15 protein-coding genes are annotated in these 18,485 nt (G+C 56.0%); 12 read left to right on the top strand and 3 right to left on the bottom strand.

The window, feature by feature from the left end:
- Nucleotides 1–3 precede the first annotated feature (3 nt).
- Complete coding sequence (locus DWW03_RS04245) at nt 4–1,362, top strand: sigma-54-dependent transcriptional regulator (RefSeq protein WP_118406366.1); 1,359 nt, start codon at nt 4–6, stop codon at nt 1,360–1,362.
- 260 nt (nt 1,363–1,622) lie between these two features.
- On the top strand, nt 1,623–1,901 hold the full coding sequence (locus DWW03_RS04240; protein WP_015546869.1) for a hypothetical protein: 279 nt from the start codon (nt 1,623–1,625) through the stop codon (nt 1,899–1,901).
- A gap of 122 nt (nt 1,902–2,023) precedes the next feature.
- On the opposite strand, the gene DWW03_RS04235 is transcribed toward DWW03_RS04240, so the two are convergent.
- From DWW03_RS04235 to DWW03_RS04225, 3 genes are all read right to left on the bottom strand, one after another.
- Complete coding sequence (locus DWW03_RS04235) at nt 2,024–3,535, bottom strand: BACON domain-containing protein (protein WP_015546868.1); 1,512 nt, start codon at nt 3,533–3,535, stop codon at nt 2,024–2,026.
- 122 nt (nt 3,536–3,657) lie between these two features.
- Nucleotides 3,658–4,668, bottom strand: a complete 1,011-nt coding sequence (locus tag DWW03_RS04230) for a GNAT family N-acetyltransferase (protein WP_015546867.1) — start codon at nt 4,666–4,668, stop codon at nt 3,658–3,660.
- Nucleotides 4,669–4,689: 21 nt separating this feature from the next.
- Nucleotides 4,690–5,523, bottom strand: a complete 834-nt coding sequence (locus DWW03_RS04225) for a hypothetical protein (RefSeq protein WP_022062132.1) — start codon at nt 5,521–5,523, stop codon at nt 4,690–4,692.
- 413 nt (nt 5,524–5,936) lie between these two features.
- Between DWW03_RS04225 and DWW03_RS04220 the strand changes: the two genes are divergently transcribed.
- The 10 genes from DWW03_RS04220 (at nt 5,937) to DWW03_RS04175 (ending at nt 18,462) form a co-directional block, all read left to right on the top strand.
- Nucleotides 5,937–7,139: a tyrosine-type recombinase/integrase gene (locus DWW03_RS04220; protein WP_022062131.1), complete on the top strand. Its 1,203-nt coding sequence runs from the start codon at nt 5,937–5,939 to the stop codon at nt 7,137–7,139.
- 69 nt (nt 7,140–7,208) lie between these two features.
- Nucleotides 7,209–8,129 (top strand): helix-turn-helix transcriptional regulator, encoded by a 921-nt coding sequence (locus DWW03_RS04215; protein ID WP_118406365.1) that lies wholly within the window; start codon nt 7,209–7,211, stop codon nt 8,127–8,129.
- Nucleotides 8,122–8,694: a hypothetical protein gene (locus tag DWW03_RS04210; RefSeq protein WP_118406364.1), complete on the top strand. Its 573-nt coding sequence runs from the start codon at nt 8,122–8,124 to the stop codon at nt 8,692–8,694. The genes DWW03_RS04215 and DWW03_RS04210 overlap by 8 nt, the downstream gene beginning before the upstream one ends.
- Nucleotides 8,695–9,074: 380 nt before the next feature.
- Nucleotides 9,075–10,754 (top strand): hypothetical protein, encoded by a 1,680-nt coding sequence (locus DWW03_RS04205; protein ID WP_118406363.1) that lies wholly within the window; start codon nt 9,075–9,077, stop codon nt 10,752–10,754.
- A 229-nt stretch (nt 10,755–10,983) separates the two neighbouring features.
- Entirely contained in the window at nt 10,984–11,277 is a 294-nt protein-coding gene (locus tag DWW03_RS16745; protein ID WP_220399776.1) for a helix-turn-helix domain-containing protein, read from the top strand.
- Complete coding sequence (locus DWW03_RS04195; RefSeq protein ID WP_118406362.1) at nt 11,267–12,262, top strand: hypothetical protein; 996 nt, start codon at nt 11,267–11,269, stop codon at nt 12,260–12,262. The genes DWW03_RS16745 and DWW03_RS04195 overlap by 11 nt, the downstream gene beginning before the upstream one ends.
- Before the next feature lie 1,053 nt (nt 12,263–13,315).
- Nucleotides 13,316–14,218 carry a 16S rRNA (cytosine(1402)-N(4))-methyltransferase RsmH gene (gene rsmH / locus DWW03_RS04190; protein WP_022062125.1) on the top strand — a complete coding sequence of 301 codons (903 nt, stop codon included), beginning with the start codon at nt 13,316–13,318 and terminating at the stop codon, nt 14,216–14,218.
- A gap of 4 nt (nt 14,219–14,222) precedes the next feature.
- Nucleotides 14,223–14,738 (top strand): FtsL-like putative cell division protein, encoded by a 516-nt coding sequence (locus DWW03_RS04185; protein WP_015546864.1) that lies wholly within the window; start codon nt 14,223–14,225, stop codon nt 14,736–14,738.
- Between the two features lie 6 nt (nt 14,739–14,744).
- Entirely contained in the window at nt 14,745–17,006 is a 2,262-nt protein-coding gene (locus DWW03_RS04180; RefSeq protein WP_118406361.1) for a penicillin-binding protein, read from the top strand.
- 1 nt (nt 17,007) lies between these two features.
- Nucleotides 17,008–18,462 carry a UDP-N-acetylmuramoyl-L-alanyl-D-glutamate--2,6-diaminopimelate ligase gene (locus DWW03_RS04175; protein WP_118406360.1) on the top strand — a complete coding sequence of 485 codons (1,455 nt, stop codon included), beginning with the start codon at nt 17,008–17,010 and terminating at the stop codon, nt 18,460–18,462.
- The last annotated feature ends 23 nt before the right edge of the window (nt 18,463–18,485 follow it).

Here is an 18,485-nt window from a genome sequence, read left to right as displayed (position 1 = left end):
CCTATGGAAGAGCGGATTCTGATTGTCGACGACGATATTACTTTTGCCCTGATGCTGCGCACGTGGCTCTCGAAACGCGGTTTCGGAGTCGGGACCGCCTCGTCGGTGGCGGCGGCGCGCACGGCTCTTGAGGCGGGAGGCTTCTCGCTCGTGCTGAGCGACATGCGCCTGCCGGACGAGGACGGCATCGCCCTGCTGCAATGGATGGCGGGAGCGGGTGTCGCGGCGCCGGTGATCGTGATGACGAGTTACGCCGAAATCCAGAACGCCGTGCGGTGCATGAAGCTCGGCGCACGCGACTATGTGGCCAAACCGGTGAATCCCGACGAACTGCTGAAAAAGATCCGTGAAGCGTTGGATGTTCCGGCGGCGCCGGCCGCGAAATCCGCTTCGAAGCCCGCGCCGCGTGCGGCCGGGAGCTTTTCGGAGCAGCCGCTCAACTACATCGAGGGCCGCAGCGACGCCGCCCGGCAGTTGTACGAACACATCCGGCTGGTGGCCCCGACCAATATGTCGGTGCTGGTCAACGGTGCGAGCGGCACGGGCAAGGAGCATGTGGCGCAGTTGATCCACCGGGAAAGCAAGCGGGCCGGAAAGCCCTTCGTGGCGGTCGACTGCGGGGCCATTCCCCGCGATCTGGCGGCTTCGGAGTTTTTCGGTCATGTCAAGGGGGCCTTCACGGGGGCTTTGGCCGACAAGACGGGCGCTTTCGAGGCGGCCGACGGAGGCACGCTGTTTCTCGACGAAGTAGGGAACCTGGGTTACGAAACGCAGGTGCAGCTGCTGCGCGCCCTGCAGGAGCGGCGTATCCGTCCCGTCGGCAGCAACCGCGAGATTCCCGTCGACATCCGTCTCGTGGCCGCGACCAACGAGGACCTCGAAGCGGCCATCGCGCGCGGGACGTTCCGCGCCGACCTGTACCACCGCATCAACTCCTTCACGCTGCGCATGCCCTGCCTGCGGCAGATGCGCGGGGATATTCCGCTCTTCGCCGACTTCTTTCTCGACCAGGCCAACCGGGAGCTGGACAAGCGGATCGTCGGGTTCGACGCCGCGGCCGCCGCGGCCCTTGCCGCCTATGACTGGCCGGGGAACCTGCGGCAGCTGAAAAACGCGGTGATGTCGGCGACGCTGCTCGCCGCGGGCGAGTACATCACCTGCCGCGACCTGCCGGCCGAAGTCACCGGAGGTCCGGCGGAACCTGCGGAGGCGCCTCTTTCGCTGCGCGATCCCGCTTCCGAGGAGGAGCAGATCCGCCGCGCCCTCGCAACGGCGGGCGGCAACAAGTCGCAGGCCGCCAAACTGCTCGGCATCGACCGCAAGACGCTCTACAACAAACTCCATCTTTACGGTATCGAATAGGAGGCTTCCCGCCTGTCCCGTTCCGGTTTCCGGACGGCCGTTCCACACTCCGGCTGTGGAATTTTTCCACACTTTCTGTCCCGTCTCCACATTTTTCCACACCTTCTCCGATTTTTAGCGCAATGGCGTTTGCGTTGGAAATCTGCTTGTTGCGTGTTTTGCGCCGTTGTGGCACTTCGCTTGAACTTTCAGAAGTCAGAACGCGAGTAAGACGACCCGCTAACGAAAGAATGAAGTTCAACCATTTAAATTTTAAAGCTATGAAAAAGACGATTGTGATGATGGCGGCGCTGATGCTGACAGCCGGAGGAATGGTTTATGCCCAGCAGCCCGAAAAGCAGGACACGCCCCAGAAGGAGAATCCCACCGCTCCCGAGCAGAAGCAGGAGCCTACCGCTCCGGAAGAGAAACCCGACCCCGTGAAGCCGGAACAGACTCCCGCAGAGCCGGAATCGGAACCCGCCGAGCAAAAATCGGAGCCGGTGAAGACGGAGAAGAACGCAAGCCTGGAGAATCAGTCGGGAGAGGTCGTCCGGTAATCTTCCGCCCGAAATCATTTAGTTAAACAATTGTTTGCCTGGTCCCCTGCTTCGGCGGGGGATTTTTTTGCGCGAAAAAAACGCCACCCGAGCCGGGTGGCGTTTTTCGGCGCCGGGGGCATTTACTGAATCCATTCCACGTTCGCGGCGTCGCGGAAAAGGATGTTCAGCGGCCGGACGAGTCCGTCGGCATCGGCGGCAAAGAGGAAGCCCACCTTGTCGAGCGGTACGGAGATAAAGGTCGTCGAGGGGTAGCCGCCGATCATGTCGATTTTGTCGAGCAGCGCCCAGACGAAGATTTCGAACGGCATCTGGCCCGGCAGCAGCGTCAGCCCCTCGAACCGGTCGGGGTAACCGGCCGACGAGCTGTCGGCGGGATGGGGCTTGAAGAAGATGTCGTAATCGCTGCCGTACTGCTGTATGATCCGTTCCACATAGGCCGCCTGCTGCTGTTCGCTCGCGGCGGAACTGTGGCTCGTGCCGATGATGATGAGGTTTTTCTTCGGCGACAGGTCGAACAGCCCCGCGAAGCGGGCGTAGTCGAATTTGGCCATGCGGTAGAACTGTTGTTTCGAAGCCTCGGGAAGGGCTGTCAGCAGTTCGTAGGGCTGGACGCTCTCCATCTTCATTGCAGCCAGCCGGTCGGCGATGAACGGGCAGGAGGACTCCATCAGGCTGCTGTTTTGCAGCATCAGCCGGTAATCGGGGCGCGTCGAGAGGTAGTAGGGCCAGGTGTAGGAGGCGAACTCCTCCGGCGCGCGGGTCTCGGGATAACGGCCGCCGTGGTTCCAGTCGAGGGCTTCGACTTCGGCGGCGTAGTCGTTCCAGTTCTGCTCGGCCGTGGCGGCATCGCCGAAGTAGTTGTGGAAATTGTTGTAGGTCGCCGTGCCGTCGGAGAGCATCGTCACCTTCACGCGTGCCGAGTCGATGCCCTGCGCCACGAACCAGTCGTAGCCCAGGCGGCACCGCAGGTCGTCGACCCATAGCCCGAAGACCGCTGTGGGGTCCTCGGCGTTGATCTCCAGGATGCGGCGTTTCATCGCTTCGCTCATGGCCCGTAATTCCTCGTTGGTGGCATGGCCCGTGGGGTCGGCGACGGGGTACACGAAGGCCCGGTCGGGAAATTCGGCGGCGTCGAAGGTGCTTGCGCGTTCGTAGGAGACGTAGCTCGGTTTGTCGTGCGAAAGCAGGTGCAGGCCCGAATAGAGGGTCGGCATGGTTCCGACCGAAATGTAGAAATAGTAGTCCGGGGCGTCGAATCCCGTGCCGCCCGCACTTTGCGAGACGGTGAAAGCCAAGGTCTTTCCGTCGCAGGAGAAAAGAAGCGACGCACTGCGGGCAGGACCCGGATTCTCGGCAAAGGTCACGTCGATCTCGGAGTACCCTGCCGGTCCTTCTTCTGCGGAGAGGGTCAGCCAGTCGGGTTTTTCGTCCTGACCGTAGTTTTCCGGCGCCAGCGTCACGCTCCAGGGCGCCGGAGCATTGACGGTGATCTTGCCGCTGCGGGCGAGGTGGTCGAGCGACAGAAAATCGGTTCCGCCGTTGATGCTGACCGACGGAGTTCCGTCGTCCGCACAGGACCAGGTTCCGGCCGCGAGGCCCAGGATCAGAAGAAGACGAAATAATCGTTTCATGCGAGGTGTTTTTTAGTTGAGTCGTTCGTATCGTTAAATGCGGAAATGTGCGGTTTACTGCACGGCATGCAAAATTTAGGCCGCCCGATTGTCCGGACGGCCGTGGGGGAAACAGGGCGTTTTCAGGCGTTCCGCTTTTTCTTGATGCGTTCGAAATGTTCGCGCAGGCGTTCGCTGAACTCCTCGCGGCGGTGTTTCAGATTGGCCCGCCACCCCAGCCAGCGGGTGTAGCGCAGGCGTTTTTCGGGATAGATGTCGCGGATCGTCACCAGGATGCCCGTCTCCTCCACACCGCCGAAATCGGGGTTCGACACCGTGTCGAAAACCCGCATCGTGGGCGAAAGGTTCATGTAGGCGTTGATCAGCGGCGGGATGTTCTCGTTGAACTTGCGGATCTGCTGGATCAGGATGCGGTAGTTCTCCATGTAGGTCGCGCCGCAGAACAGTTCCTCGTAATAAGGGTCGTCCAGGTCGAGCCGTATGGGATGGATGCCCTCCACCAGCTGGTCGCGGTCGGGGAAATAGCGGCGCAGGAACCAGATCAGCGCGTTGCGGGCCACGGCCTTGTAGGTCGTGTACATGGTGACTTTGCCGAAAAGGTATTTGGCCTTGGGGTTCAATACGATCAGCGCGCCCAGTCCGTCCCAGAGGTTGTCCAGCGCATAGATGCTCTTGGCGTTGCCGCGGGCCTGGTAGGCGGGCTGCACGAACGAACGCCCCAGTTCGATGGTCCGGGGCAGGAACTTCCGGCGGAAACGCTCGCTGAAACGGAAATAGTGTTCGGTCGAGAGATGGCGGGGGTTGGGCGTGGTGCAGACGATGAAGCGGTAACCGCCGACGATCTCCTGCGCCGAGGGGTCCCAGACGATCAGCTGGTAGTAGCCGTCGCCCGCGAGGTCTTCCTCGTCGATGTCCACCTCCTGCCCCGTGCCGCCGCCGGCGCCGCGGAAGGCCGCTTCGCGCAGGCGGCCCACCTCGCGCATGAGCGAGGGGCATTCGGCGGCCGAAAAGATGTAGATTTCATTGCCTGCCCGGTGGGTGTTGCGCATCTTGCGGGCGGGCGTCAGTTCTGCGAGCAGCAGTTCCCGGGCGACCGGTTCGATGATGGGTACTGTATTCTCTTTCTGTTGCATGACAGGGCAAAAATACCAAAATTAGCGGTTTTGATTCGGGCCGGCGAGCGTTTTTTCCAAAAAATACGCTTTTTTACGTACTTCCAGCGCCTGTTCGTGCAGCGACCCGAAACGCTGGAGTTCGGCCACGGGAATCGGGTCGCCGACGACGATGCGGAAATGGCGGCACTTCTGCGAAAACATTTCGTCGGGCAGCCACAGCATCTCGATGTTAAACTTGACGCCCAGCGCCTTGCGGATTCGGTAGACGCGGTAGAAGAACTTCGACAGACGCCCTTCGACGAAGACCGGAACGATCTGCCGCTGCGAGGCGTAGGCCTTTTTCAGGAAGCTGATTTTCCACTCGGGGTCGGTCACCTCGCCGCCGTTGGGGCGCGAGCAGAGACCCGCGGGAAAGGTCAGGACCGGCAGATCGCCGAAGAACTCTTCGTCGAACTTCCGGGCGTAGGAGGCGCTCTGCGCGCCGTGCTTGTTCACCGGAATCCACAGCGGGCGCAGCGGTTCGAGGTACATCAGCAGGTCGTTGACCACCACCCGCGCGTCGCCGAAACGGTCGATCAGCTTGTCGGCGAGCATCATGCCGTCCATGCCCCCGAACGGATGGTTCGAGGCGAAGAGGTAACGGCCTCCGGGGGCGAGCTTGTCGAGTCCTTCGATCGAATAGGTGACCTGCCATTCGCGGAAACAGGCGCGGATGAACTCCTGCGGAGGCAGCGACCAGTAGTGTTCGAGGATATGGTTGATTTCCGACTCGTGGATCGTGCGGCGCAGCCAGTTCACGACCGGACGGGGAATCCAGCGAGCCAGCCGCGGGGCTTTCTGCCTGAGTACGGCGCCGATGTCGATTTTGGGCATGGAATGTTCGGAAAATTATATCCACAAATATACGGTTTTTTTGCTATAAGATGCACCTTGTTGAAAGTTAATCGTCGTTAGAACGCGTTTTGGCGAAGGGTAGGTCTTTCACCTTGTTTCGCTTTGTGTCGAAATTTTAACCCTAATTTTAACCCTTGTTGTTTTTGAAGGGCTTTTTTTAGCCCCCTTTTTTCGGGTTGATTTTTCCGGTGAATTTCTTGTAAAAATAGTTTGTTGCCTAATCTCGGCTGGATGACGATTGGAGGACGTTGTAAAATTTTTCGAGAATTTTTATCGAAAGAACTCTTTGTCAATCAGTATTTTGAGCCTAAATTAGTCCTTGCGGGAAAAATTTCCTCGATTTTTCTTGGAACCAGCCACTATTAAAAAGCAAAATCGTAAAACGAATAGTTATGAAAAAAACGATTAGACCTATTCTGCGTGATGACCTTTCGAGGAAAGGTTTGGAAAAACGTATCGACCTGCGTGTATATCTCGACGGCCGCCAAACGAAATTTGCGACTCCCTATTCGATTGCCCCGGCTTGCTGGGATAAGAAATCCGGACGTGTTGTCGGAAACTGCCCTGAAAAAAGCGTAATTAACGGCTATCTGAACGGGAAGGAAACCGAATACGAACGCTATCTGTTCCAGTGCGAGATGTTGGGTGAAACCGTGGACCTGGAGCGAATCCGGGAAATACTCACCGGAAAGGCGCGGACGGCTCCGAGTGAAAAGACGAACGCCACCCTCGATGAAATCTTCGATGCCTATGTAGATAAACTGCGGACGGATAACCGCTGCGAGCGAACGATTATAGGTATATTGGACCTTAAAAAGGATATGGCGAAATTTTCGAAACGGAGTAAGAAACGGACGATCGACCAGCTCGATATTCTCTTTATTCAGGAGTATAAAAAGTATTTGCGGACGGTCCGTCGGAATGCGGATAATACGATTAATACGAAATTGAACCGCCTGCGTTCGGTGGTGAAATGGGCCGGACGGCTGGGCTATCCGATCGACGATCCGTTCGGGAAGGGATTGAAATTCCTAAACCGCTCGAAACCCCGGACGGTTTTTCTGACAAAGGATGAATACGACGCGTTCCTGCAAAAGGCCCTGCCGGATAAAGGTGATCCGGCGATGAAACTGACACGAGAACTGTTTATTTTCAGTTGTGAAACGGGCTTGCGGTTCAGCGACGTATTGGACCTGAAGTGGACGCACTTGAAAAATATTAAAGGCGTGACCTATATTTCTAAGATTCAATGCAAGACGAAAGAACTGGTTGAAATTCCGGTGACGTTGAAATGGCCGAAGGTCCTGCTTGCCAAGTACCGGAACGTGTCCACGGGCGAGCATGTTTTTCCGCGTCTATCGAATGGTTGTATAAACCGGAAACTGAAAATGTTGGCTGAGAAAGCCGGAATCGGGAAACGCCTCTCGTTCCACGTCGGTCGGCATACCTTCGCTTCCCATTTGGCGAACGCGGGCACCCCGCTCTATATGGTAGCGAAACTTTTGGGGGATAAAAGCCTCGATATGGTACACCGGGTCTATACGAATACCGAACGAACGGAGCTGATCGAAGCGATGAAAAAACTGGGTGCCTGATAAAAAAACGAGAGCTTCCGCCGAGTTTTGGCGGAAGCCTTTTTTATCTTTGTGAAAAACCTTTGAACGATGAACGCCTTGACGAATAACACCGCGACCTTGTTTCGCCGTTATCTGTGGCTCTTGGACGTGATTTACTCCGCGGGCCGTATCACCCTGGATGAAATCCGCGTCCGTTGGCAGCGGAACGAGATGTCGGGCGGCGAGGAACTGCCCCGAAAGACCTTTGAGAACCACCGGAAAGCCGTTGAAGAGTTGTTCGACGTGAATATCGCCTGCGACCGCCGTACGAACGAATACTACGTCGAATGCGGCGACGACCTGGTGCGCGACGATCTGCGACGCTGGCTGTTGGAAACCTTCGCCGTGAACGACCTCTTGGTAAATAGTAAACGCCTGCGCCGACGGATCGCGTTGGAGCCGATCCCTTCGGGCTACGCCTATCTGACTGCCGTACTCCGGGCGATGGAGGAAAACCGATGCTTGGAGATCGTCTACCGCCATACCTACGATGAAAAACGAGAAAATCGTTACGAGGTCGAGCCTTACGGATTGAAGGCGTTCCGGAGGCGCTGGTACCTGATCGCCAATAGCGTGGAAATGGGCGGAATTTACGCGTTCGCCCTTGACCGGGTACGAAGTATGGTTCCGACGGCGAAAGCGGCTGAAATCCCCTCTGATTTCGATTGTGCCGGATTCTATGCCGACGCCTTCGGAATTATCCGTGAACGGGACCGGAAGGCCGAACGGGTCGAAATCCGCGTCTTGGGGAAGCAGGCGAACTACGTCCGGGCTCTGCCCCTGCACCCTACCCAGCGTGAAACCGAGCGGACCGCGGAATATTCGGTGTTCGAATACCGGTTGGCACCGACTTACGATTTTCGGATGGAACTGCTCTCGAACGGCGCGGATGTAGAGGTGTTGCAACCTGCGTGGTTCCGGGAAGAGGTGAAAAATGTGGTTGCTAAAATGATGGATAGATATGAGTGAAAAAATTATTGTAAAATTAAGACGCGATAATATATCTGTTAGTTCGTGTAAGGAAGGAGTGTATCTAACTTTTGATGCGGAAAATGCTCGTCCTATTATCTGTAAATATTCGGAGGTAATAACGATTTTTACGCCTAACCAAATTTATGATGTTGAAGATATAATGCTGATGTTAGGCCCCGTGTTACATTCATTTTTAGAGAAAGCTAAAATATCTACGGGACTACTCCATTGGGAGAGTGCTAATCCGTTTGTTAAGTTGCGTTCTCGTGCTGTAAAAGACTATGTTCTAATATTAAACGAGATACGAAAAATTGCCATTGAAGATGATTTGAAAGCGATTGTAATTTCTCTTGATGATAGGGCTTTCCCAGATTTTCTTTTGAAAAAGGGGGAAGATGAAAAATTCTATTTAGAGGTGATGAAAATAGCGAAAGACTTGAATCTAATAATTTTTGTATTATGGTATACGTTTCCTGAGAACGAATGCGATTGGGGAGATAAATTAATATGGATTGAGACACCCATAGGATGCTATAAAACTGAAACGGCCGATTTTTTTTGATTGACGATGAATGAATTTTGAAGGGGCTTCGATTTAGGTCGAAGCCTTTTTTGTTGGAAATCCGCGAAATCTTTGTACTTTTGTCTATGACATATTGATAGACGCGAAAGCGTAAGTTTATTCTCTACGGCGAATCTGGAAAATTCTGATGAATACGGGAATAAGCGTTGTTATTCCTATGTCCTTGAAAAAGGGCGTGGGCTGATGCTTATTTTAGTATTCGGGCTATTCCAGAGCCTGCCGTATAGAATAAGCCTTCAGCGCCACGCTTTCTTTATTTGCCTCTTTGACGGTTGAAAAATAATCTGCCCTTGCGCCGGGGGTTGGCGGAAGCGACTGATAATTTTGCCGTAAAGAGTTTTTAACCGAAATAACGGGATATGGAAAAGAGTGGACTTTCGACGAGGGACCGAATGTGCTCCGTGGCGGGTGGTATGGCCGGCCTGCTTGTAGACCGGGAAATTCCGTCGCGGCTGATTCCCTTTCGCGGGGAATTTCCCCTGCTGGATATGATCGAGGCGATACGGTTTCGGGAGGCAATCCGCTCGACGATGTGGATTGAGGACCTGCCCCCGAAATTCCTGTATGCCGCCGCCGAAGGGAGCCGGATAGCGAGATTGGAGCGAGAATTTCGACACTATCTGTCGAGAAACGGATTAAAGAGCGGCGATTTTGAAAAGTTGGAGGACGCCGAAAAATCGGAATGGTTGCAGAGGTGGATGGAGGCCGATTCCGTCAGCGCCGACGATCTCGTCGTCAAAAAATACCGGGATGAAGCCACCCCGGTCTCGAAATCCCTCGGCGACCCGGCGATGCCGGTTGCTGAAAAGCGGGAAATCTATGACGACCTTGTCGCCCGACGGGCTTATTGGGACGATCTGTGTTTCGAGTTCGGGCGGATTGGCTGGGAGAAAAAGTTACTGAACCTCGCCTTGTATATCCATTACGGCGGGGATTTGGAGGTCGTTTTGGCTCGCTATAAAGAGAACCACCCCGACTATGCCGACCGGATTCCCCACTCGTTGGCGTACTATATCAGCTACCTGCGGACGGGTGAAGCGACCTCCGTGTTACATTATTTTCTGTTGGAAAAGGCCTGCCTCTCCGAAAGTCGGCTGACGGCCCTGCTTACTGCCGAACTCCGCGAACGTCTGGAAGAGGTGTTTTGCTGGGATGGCGGGACGAATAGCGCGTGGACGGTCGGGATCGACTACCGGGGCGAAGAAAAAATGGATGAAATTATCACCACCCTCGATATTGAAAAAGGGCGAGAATATCTTATCTTTGGGAACCTAACTATTAAACCTTTTATTATGGAAACGAAAGAAACCTTGTTAAAAGAAAACCCGTGGCGGGTATTAGCCGAAAAAATCGAGAAGAACGGCTATATGCGATTGGAAAAGTTGAATGCGTATGCCGATGACATCCCGTTTATCGAAGAATTTAATGAGCGAACGAAAAACGAGCCCGAGTATCAGTTGCATACCGAAATATTGCCTTATCCGTTTATCGGCGATGTTCTTGGTGCGCGGGTCGTACTGTTAATGTCAAACCCGGGTTATAAGGTGTCGTCGAATATCGAAGCTCATGAAAAGATGAGCGATGAAGAAAAACGCTTCGTCATTCGGGCGCAGACCCAAGCGATGCTACTCGAAGATCGTGCGATTTTTTATTCCGGTCCGGAATATAAGCCGTTTAATGAGGAGCAGGATTGGTATTGGGCGAAGAAAACGCGGATAATTCGGGAAGCTGTTCCCGGAGCTGAAACGAAGATAGCGGCGGTTCAGCTAATGGCTTATCATTCCAGGAAATATAAGCCATTTCCGGCGAAAATGGGCTTGCTTCCTTCTCAGGAGTATACGAAACGGCTGGTAAAATATCTGATTGATAAAAATGTTATATTCGTATATGCCCGAAGTAAGGCCCAGTGGCTTGATTTTGTTCCGGAATTGGAGAATGCCACCTGCGTTGAACTGAGTAGTATCCGGAATGCGTGTCTGTCTGAAAAGAATTGTAAAGACGGCGGATTCGAAATAATTAAAACCGCGTTAACTGAATAAAATTTGTTTGTGTAGGTTATGTAGACCGCCCCTGACCGGGGCGGTTTTTTGTGTTCTGTAAGTCGGCAAAAATGATCTTTTGACCCTCTTTTGGGGTTGTTTTGGAGCCGTTTTAATGTTAATTAATTGATATATAAATAATTATCTAAAAAAGGACCTTCGTATTATCCACCATTATATATTAGGAAATAAAGGGCGAGAAATCGCCCGCTAATTCTGATATAAAGCTATGAATAATTTAAGAATTAAAACGGAGTGTGAGATTATCGTATCTCCGAAGATGCTCCAAACGCTGATTAAAGTGGGGATAGCCCAGAATCGGGATTGGATTATTAATTATCTTACGAAGGCTCTCCTCGGAGCGGAGTTGCTGACTGCGAAAGAGGTTGAAGGCTCGATGAAGGTCAGTCGCTCGACGCTCTATCGTTGGGAGAAAAAAGGTTTGATTACGCCTATGCGCTACGGGCGTTCTAAGAGGTATTGTAAAGACGAACTTTTGAAATTGAAAAAATATGGTCGATAATATTACTTTGAAATGTTACGATAAGGAGGTCTATCATCACCTGCGTTATGGAACTTTCGTTGAAAAATCGAATTGGATAAATGGGAGATGGTATGATAAGTTGGTATTAAATAATGGGAAATCCGGGGATGATGCGCATGATCTGATAATTGAATTTTACGAAGACTTTATGAAAATTTACGGTAGTATCCGAAAGTGGTACTACGGCGCGACTTCGTTGGATGATTTGACTAAAACGGATTTGGAAAAGGCTTGGCGGAAAGTGGCCAAACGACTTGGCATCTCGTTCGATACGTTGAGAACCTTTGAAATTTCCGAGATTGAAATAGGGCTGAATGTCCCGTTTGATATGGAATGTGTCGAAATGATACACCGAATCCGTGCATTTAAGTCGAAATGCTACGAGTTGAACGATTCGCGTCCTACATGCCGAAAGTTTGTTTCGGGATTTTTCACTGCTAAAATTTATGATAAAATCGCTGAAATAAATAAAGATAATCGGAACGTGCTAATACGGAATCCGGACCTCTACCCGGAGAAAAACGCCCTTCGGGTTGAATTTACGTTGAAAGGCGGGCGACGGAAGGTACTCTCCCGGTTGAAGGAAGGAACGCTCGGTGGACTGCTTGAAGAATATACCCGGATTGTGAATTTCTTTTGGCGGAATTGTCAGGCTTTTGCCTTTGATAATATAGGCCGTCGGCCGTCGTTTCACCCCAAACGGGGGAGCTTGAAGGAACTGACCGATTATTTCGTGGTTCTGGGATTGGCGAGCCTATCTCATGCTGAATTGGACGGCTATACCGGGCTGTTGTCGAAAGGGGCGCAGCGCGACTTTAGAAAGTGGCTGCGAAGGCGTCACGAGCGGGAAAAGGATTACTTATACCCGGATTACCGTATTGAATTTACCGAGGCGATAAAGTGGCACTTGATAGATTTGATTAGGCTGAATAACCGCCAGAGGCGTGATAATATTGACTTATGATATAAGATAAAAAACGAGGGGAAATTACCCGCTGAATAAAGCTGGGTAATGTCTCTCGCTGTAAATGCTGTAAACGTTATAATGTAAATATAGAGACTGCTGTAATGAAATCGTTGTATATAGAAACGCCGTATGTTGTAATAAGAGCTCCTTGATGATCTCGTCCTTGCCTAATAGGAGGAACGTCGTATATTATTTCGAGCCGCGCCCCGTCAGGCTCCTCGACATTCTATAATACGCGCCCTCGGCCAGCTCTCACGGCGTTCTCCGCTATGCTGTTGTAAATGCCGATTTCTACGCTCCTGCCGCTTCGAAGGAGTATTTACCCGCCCGAAGGAAAGGCCTCCTGGAAATCGCTGTTTTCGGCCTTGTAGGCGAAGCTCCTAATTATTGGCGCTCGGAGGTCTTAGACGGGTCTTTGTATTGGAGAAATACCCTAAATACGAACGGATATTATTTCGGGCCGCGGCGCGGGGTGTTGTTGGAGATCGACCGCTATCTGCCAGCCTGCCTATACCTACGTTTGGCGCGATGTCGTGGCGTGAAAACGGGAAACTCTTGGAGAACCCGATTTTAGATCGTTGAAGCCTCCGGCGAACTACTGCCCGGTAGGCTATGGAAACGCTTGGAGATCGTCCCTCTTGTCGTTGTATGGACGGGCTGTTGCTGACGTGAAGGATTGGCGTGTGCTAAAAGGAGTGTTGCTCTATTGGAATTGACGGCTGTAATAGCGAGTTCTGCGTTGGAGCGTTTGTTACGACGGTGTACTATTGAAGCCTACCCAGCGATCCGGACGAATAGAGGGTGTAATGGTACACTATTGAAAGTGTGATTTATTATTAACTATTCGTGTATTGAGATGATTGTTAGAGAGTTTGAATTGTTGAAAATGATCGTGTTTTAACCCTAATTTTAACCCTCGTAATTTTTGCGCTCCCGTAAACGACTTAGAATGAGGCGGGAAATTATTGCCGATTATATTTACAAATATAGGCATTCTTTTTTGAAAAATCCCTAACTTTACACCCAAATAGACCTTTGCAAATAACTATTATGTCGCAATACCATACTCCCGTACTGCTGGAAGAGTCTGTGGGACTGCTCGCTGTCGAACCTGCGGGCACTTACGCCGACCTCACTTTCGGCGGAGGCGGCCATTCGCGCCGCATCCTCTCCGCCCTGGGGCCGGAAGGCCGTCTGTACGGTTTCGACCAGGACCGCGACACGCTGGAGAACCGTCCCGACGATGCGCGTTTTCACTACGTGGAGAGCAATTTCCGCTTCCTGCGGGGGGCGCTGCGGCTGCGCGGCGTGACGGAGGTCGACGGCATTCTGGCCGACCTGGGGGTTTCGTCGCACCATTTCGACGCCGTGGAGCGCGGATTCTCGTTCCGCGGAGAGGCTCCGCTCGACATGCGCATGAACCAGAGGGGGCGGCTCACGGCGGCCGACGTGGTGAACGACTACACCGCGGAGGACCTGACCCGCATTCTGGGCGACTGGGGCGAGGTAGAAACACCGTGGAAGGTTGCCAACTGTCTGGTCAAGGCCCGTGCGGCGGCGCCCGTGACGACCACGGCGCAGCTGGTCGGAGCCGTGAAGCCCTGCACGCCCAAAAAGGACGAGGCGAAATTCCTGACCAAACTTTTCCAGGCCCTGCGCATCGAGGTCAACGGCGAGATGGAGGCGTTGAAAATGGCGCTGGAGCAGAGCCTGCGGGTGCTGAAGCCCGGCGGCCGGCTGGTCGTTATCTCCTACCATTCGCTCGAAGACAGGCTGGTGAAGAATTTCATGCGCAGCGGCAACTTCTCGGGGCAGGTCGAAAAGGACTTTTTCGGTCGTTCGCAGGCCCCGTTCGACCTCGTGACGCGCAAGGCCGTGACCCCTTCGGCCGAAGAACTCGACCGCAATCCCCGTTCCCGTTCGGCGAAACTCCGGGCGGCCGTAAAACGCTGATACGATGTACCGAGACCACGAATTCGACCCGGTGACCCCCGAGGAGCAGGCCCGCCGCGAGCAGGAGGAGGAGTTCGCGCGCCGTGTGCGCCGCGAGGTGCGGCGCATGGAGCGGGGCGAAGCCGAAGAGGACATCCGCGCCGACGAGGAGCGCGAGGCCGAAGAGCGGGCCGAAGCCGAAGAACGCGAACGCCGCGAGCGACGCCGCAGGTCCAGCACCTTCTGGCAGCTGTTCTCGGGTACGATCCTCGTGCGCGAGGGCGTCTCGAAATACTATCCCTATATGCTGACCATCGCCGGGATGTTCTTTTTGAGCATCATGGTGATGTTCTGGTCGCTGCACCTCGACATGCGTTACACGCGTCTCGAGCGCGACGTGCAGAAACTCCGCGAACGCTCGATCCGCCTTCAGGAGCAGCGTTACCAGCGCACGACCCATTCGGCCATCGTCGAACAGCTCCGGGCGCGGGGCATCGAGCTTTACGACCCGCAGGCGCCGGGCGAGATCATCGAAAACTAAACGGCGATGAAGCAGGAACGTTCGAAGGTCAAAAGCGATATTCTGCTGCGGGTGAGGCTTCTGTACGTGCTCTTCATCCTCGCCGGGGCCATCGTGCTCGCACGGCTCGTCTGGGTGCAGCTGTTCAGTGCGGAGGTGGCCTACAATGCCGACCGCCTCGCCAGCCGCATCTTCACCGAGGAGGTCATCCCGGCGCAGCGAGGGAGCATCCTTTCGCGCGACGGCGAACCCCTCGCCACCTCGATCTTCCGCTATCAGGCCGCCTTCGACTTCGCGTCGCCGGGGCTGGATTCGCTCAAGACCTTCCGCGAACAGGCCGACTCGCTCGCGAAACTGCTGGCTGCCTTCTTCCGGGACAAGCCCGCCTCGGCCTATGCCAAACGTTTCCGCGAGGAGCACGCCCGCCGTTACCGGCTGGTCAATCCGCGCGACACCTCCTACCTGCGTTCCGAGGGGTGGATTTCGCGCATGATGGACCGCATGCGGGGCGAGGAATATGTCAAACGCCGCATCTACGACACGATCCGCGACCATACGCCCGTGAATATCTTTCCCCGCGAGGTGGATTTCGCCGAGTGGGAGACCCTGCGGCGTTATCCGCTGCTGAACTGGAACATGGGCATGGTCTACCGGCTGATCGAGCGCGACGAACGCATCTATCCCCAGGGCGAACTGGCGCGCCGTACGATCGGACTGACGGGCGACAAGGGCAATTACGGCATCGAGGAGGCCTACCGCGAGGAGTTGGCGGGCCGCGACGGCAAAGCCCTGCGCCAGCGCATCGCGCGCGGCTTTTACGGCCGGGTGGCGGGCGGGGACCACGAGGACCCGGTGGACGGCTTCGACATCGTCACGACGCTCGACCTCGACCTGCAGGATGTGGCCGACAAGGCGTTGAGGCGACAGCTGGAAGCCCAGAATGCTTTGTGGGGCACGACGATCGTGATGGAGGTCCATACGGGCGAAATCCTGGCGATGGTCAACCTCGGCCGCAATGCCGACGGGAGTTTCGCCGAACGGGAGAACTACGCCCTGGGCCGCAGCATGGAGCCGGGTTCGACGTTCAAGCTGGCGACGATGCTCACGCTGCTCGACGACGCCCGGATGCCCGTCTCGACGGTTTACGACACCCACAACGGCGATCCGGTGACGGTAGGCCCGGCCAGGAACATCCGCGATTCGCACCGCGGCGACCGTGAAATCGACTTCCGGCGCGCCGTGGCTTCGTCGTCGAACGTTTACTTCGCCAAGGCGATCTGGGACCGTTACGGAAGTACGGGCAGAAAGCAGGAATACAGCGATTTTCTCCATAAGGAGCTGCATCTGGGCCAGACCGTGGGGCTGGAGCGGCTCGGCGAGCGGAAGCCCTCCGTCACCACGGACTGGAAGGTTCCCGACCCGGGCGTGATGCTGGTGAAGATGTCCTACGGTTACCGTGTGCGGCTGGCCCCGATCCAGATGATCACCTTCTACAACGCCATTGCCAACGGCGGGAAGATGATTTCGCCCGTGCTGGTGCGTGAACTGCGCCGCGGCGATCGGGTCGAGGAGCGTTTCGAAAGCCGTACCATCGCCTCGTCGATCGCCTCGCGGGCGGCGTTGCGCGAGGTGCAGCAGTGTTTGCAGGCGGTCTGCACCGAGGGTACGGCCAGCGCTTTTTTCCGCGACACGACGCGCCTGCGGGTGGCGGCCAAGACCGGTACGGCGCAGATCACCGACGCCCGCAGCCGCGAGGGCCGTTACTACCTGGGTTCGATGGTGGCCTACTTCCCGGCCGACGCGCCCCGCTACACGGTGCTCACGACCATCGAAACCCGCGCCCAGGCCGGGAAAGCCTACTACGGGGGACCGCTGGCGGGTCCCGTCGTGAAGCGCATGGTCGACTACATCTTCAACCGCGGCCGCGACTGGTACGGCCGTGTCGACGACGGCGGTCCGCGCCGCTATCCCGACCGGATGAAGGGTGGCGACATCGCGCAGGTCCGCCGCGTGGCCGACCGCCTGTCGCCCCGCGCCTCGTTCGAAAGCCGCACGGGCTGGGGGCACGTCGCGGTGGACAGCCTCTCGAACGTCGTCATCACGAGCCTGCCCGGCGACCGGGGCGTGATGCCCGACGTGCGCGGCATGGGGTTGAAAGACGCGCTGTTCGTGCTCGAAAGCCGCGGACTGAAGGTCCGCTTCTCGGGACGGGGAGCCGTAACGCAGCAAAGTATCACCGCCGGAGCGCGCATAGCACCGGGCACGGCGGTCGTCATAACGTTGAAATAAGATGAAAAAATTAACCGATATTCTGAAAAATACCCCCGTCCGGGAGGTGTGCGGCGATACTGCCGCCGCCATTGGCGGGCTGGTCTACGATTCGCGCGCCGTGAAACCGGGCGACTGCTTCTTCGCCGTTCCGGGCACGCAGAGCGACGGACACGACTATATTCCCATGGCGGTTGAAAAAGGCGCGGCGGCAATCGTCTGCGAACGGATGCCGGCGGATGCGGCGGAGGGCGTCGCTTATGTTCTCGTCGGGGACTCGGCGGGGGCCATGGCCGATATGGCCGCGGCGTTCTACGACTACCCGAGCCGCGAGCTGAAACTCGTGGGCATCACCGGGACCAACGGCAAGACCACGACCGCGACGCTGCTCTACGACCTGGTGCGGGCCATGGGCTACAAGGCCGGGCTGATCTCGACGGTGGTCTACAAGATCGACGGCCGCGAGGTCGAAGCCACCCACACCACGCCCGATTCGATCCGCCTGAACGCTATGATGCGTGAAATGGCCGACGCCGGGTGCGCATACTGTTTCATGGAGTGTTCGTCGCACGCCATCGTGCAGGAACGCACGCGGGGCCTCGATTTCGCGGGCGGCATCTTTTCGAACATCACGCACGACCACCTCGACTACCACAAGACCTTCGCCGAGTACATCCGGGCCAAGAAGCTCTTTTTCGACGGGCTGCCCAAGGGGGCTTTCGCTCTGACGAACGCCGACGACCGGAACGGACGCGTGATGGTGCAGAACACCGCGGCGGCGGTGAGCGCCTATTCGCTGCGCGCGATGGCCGATTTCCGCTGCAAGATCGTCGAGATGCACCTCGACGGCATGCTTCTGCGCATCGACGGGCAGGAGTTGTGGGTGGGGCTGCTGGGGCGGTTCAACGCCTACAACCTGCTGGCGGTCTACGGCGCGGCGGCGCTGCTGGGACTCGACCGGGGCGAGGTGCTGCGCGTGTTGAGCATGCTGCACGCCGTGAGCGGCCGCTTCGAGAAGATCCGCGCGGCGAACGGCACGACGGCCATCGTCGACTATGCCCATACGCCCGATGCGCTGGAGAACGTGATTCAGACCATCGAGGAGATCCGCACTCCCGGCCAGCAGCTGATCGTGGTGTGCGGCTGCGGCGGCGACCGCGACCGGACCAAGCGTCCCGAGATGGCGGCCATTGCCGTGAAGTATGCCACGACGGCGGTTTTCACCTCCGACAATCCGCGCCACGAGTCGCCCGAGGCGATTCTCGACGACATGGTCGCGGGGCTGGAGCCCGGTGCGCGCTACCTGCGCATCGCCGACCGCGCCGAGGCGATCCGCACGGCCGTGATGCTCTCGCGTCCGGGCGACATCATCCTCGTGGCGGGCAAGGGGCACGAAACCTATCAGATTGTCGGCGACGTGAAACATCCTTTCGACGACCGGGAAGAGATAAAGAAGCGCTTTGCGCTTCTCAATTAAAAATGAAAAATTAAGAATTGTTT

The organism is Alistipes sp. AF14-19 (assembly GCF_003461645.1).
Classification (GTDB): domain Bacteria; phylum Bacteroidota; class Bacteroidia; order Bacteroidales; family Rikenellaceae; genus Alistipes; species Alistipes shahii.
This window is presented reverse-complemented; position numbering and strand designations above follow the sequence as displayed.

What these genes read in the sequence shown, in the direction of transcription:
- DWW03_RS04245 (WP_118406366.1), top strand. Translation starts at nt 4, where the DNA reads ATGGAAGAGCGGATTCTGATTGTCGACGACGATATTACTTTTGCCCTG.
- DWW03_RS04240 (WP_015546869.1), top strand. Translation starts at nt 1,623, where the DNA reads ATGAAAAAGACGATTGTGATGATGGCGGCGCTGATGCTGACAGCCGGA.
- DWW03_RS04235 (WP_015546868.1), bottom strand. Translation starts at nt 3,535, where the DNA reads ATGAAACGATTATTTCGTCTTCTTCTGATCCTGGGCCTCGCGGCCGGA.
- DWW03_RS04230 (WP_015546867.1), bottom strand. Translation starts at nt 4,668, where the DNA reads ATGCAACAGAAAGAGAATACAGTACCCATCATCGAACCGGTCGCCCGG.
- DWW03_RS04225 (WP_022062132.1), bottom strand. Translation starts at nt 5,523, where the DNA reads ATGCCCAAAATCGACATCGGCGCCGTACTCAGGCAGAAAGCCCCGCGG.
- DWW03_RS04220 (WP_022062131.1), top strand. Translation starts at nt 5,937, where the DNA reads ATGAAAAAAACGATTAGACCTATTCTGCGTGATGACCTTTCGAGGAAA.
- DWW03_RS04215 (WP_118406365.1), top strand. Translation starts at nt 7,209, where the DNA reads ATGAACGCCTTGACGAATAACACCGCGACCTTGTTTCGCCGTTATCTG.
- DWW03_RS04210 (WP_118406364.1), top strand. Translation starts at nt 8,122, where the DNA reads ATGAGTGAAAAAATTATTGTAAAATTAAGACGCGATAATATATCTGTT.
- DWW03_RS04205 (WP_118406363.1), top strand. Translation starts at nt 9,075, where the DNA reads ATGGAAAAGAGTGGACTTTCGACGAGGGACCGAATGTGCTCCGTGGCG.
- DWW03_RS16745 (WP_220399776.1), top strand. Translation starts at nt 10,984, where the DNA reads ATGAATAATTTAAGAATTAAAACGGAGTGTGAGATTATCGTATCTCCG.
- DWW03_RS04195 (WP_118406362.1), top strand. Translation starts at nt 11,267, where the DNA reads ATGGTCGATAATATTACTTTGAAATGTTACGATAAGGAGGTCTATCAT.
- rsmH (WP_022062125.1), top strand. Translation starts at nt 13,316, where the DNA reads ATGTCGCAATACCATACTCCCGTACTGCTGGAAGAGTCTGTGGGACTG.
- DWW03_RS04185 (WP_015546864.1), top strand. Translation starts at nt 14,223, where the DNA reads ATGTACCGAGACCACGAATTCGACCCGGTGACCCCCGAGGAGCAGGCC.
- DWW03_RS04180 (WP_118406361.1), top strand. Translation starts at nt 14,745, where the DNA reads ATGAAGCAGGAACGTTCGAAGGTCAAAAGCGATATTCTGCTGCGGGTG.
- DWW03_RS04175 (WP_118406360.1), top strand. Translation starts at nt 17,008, where the DNA reads ATGAAAAAATTAACCGATATTCTGAAAAATACCCCCGTCCGGGAGGTG.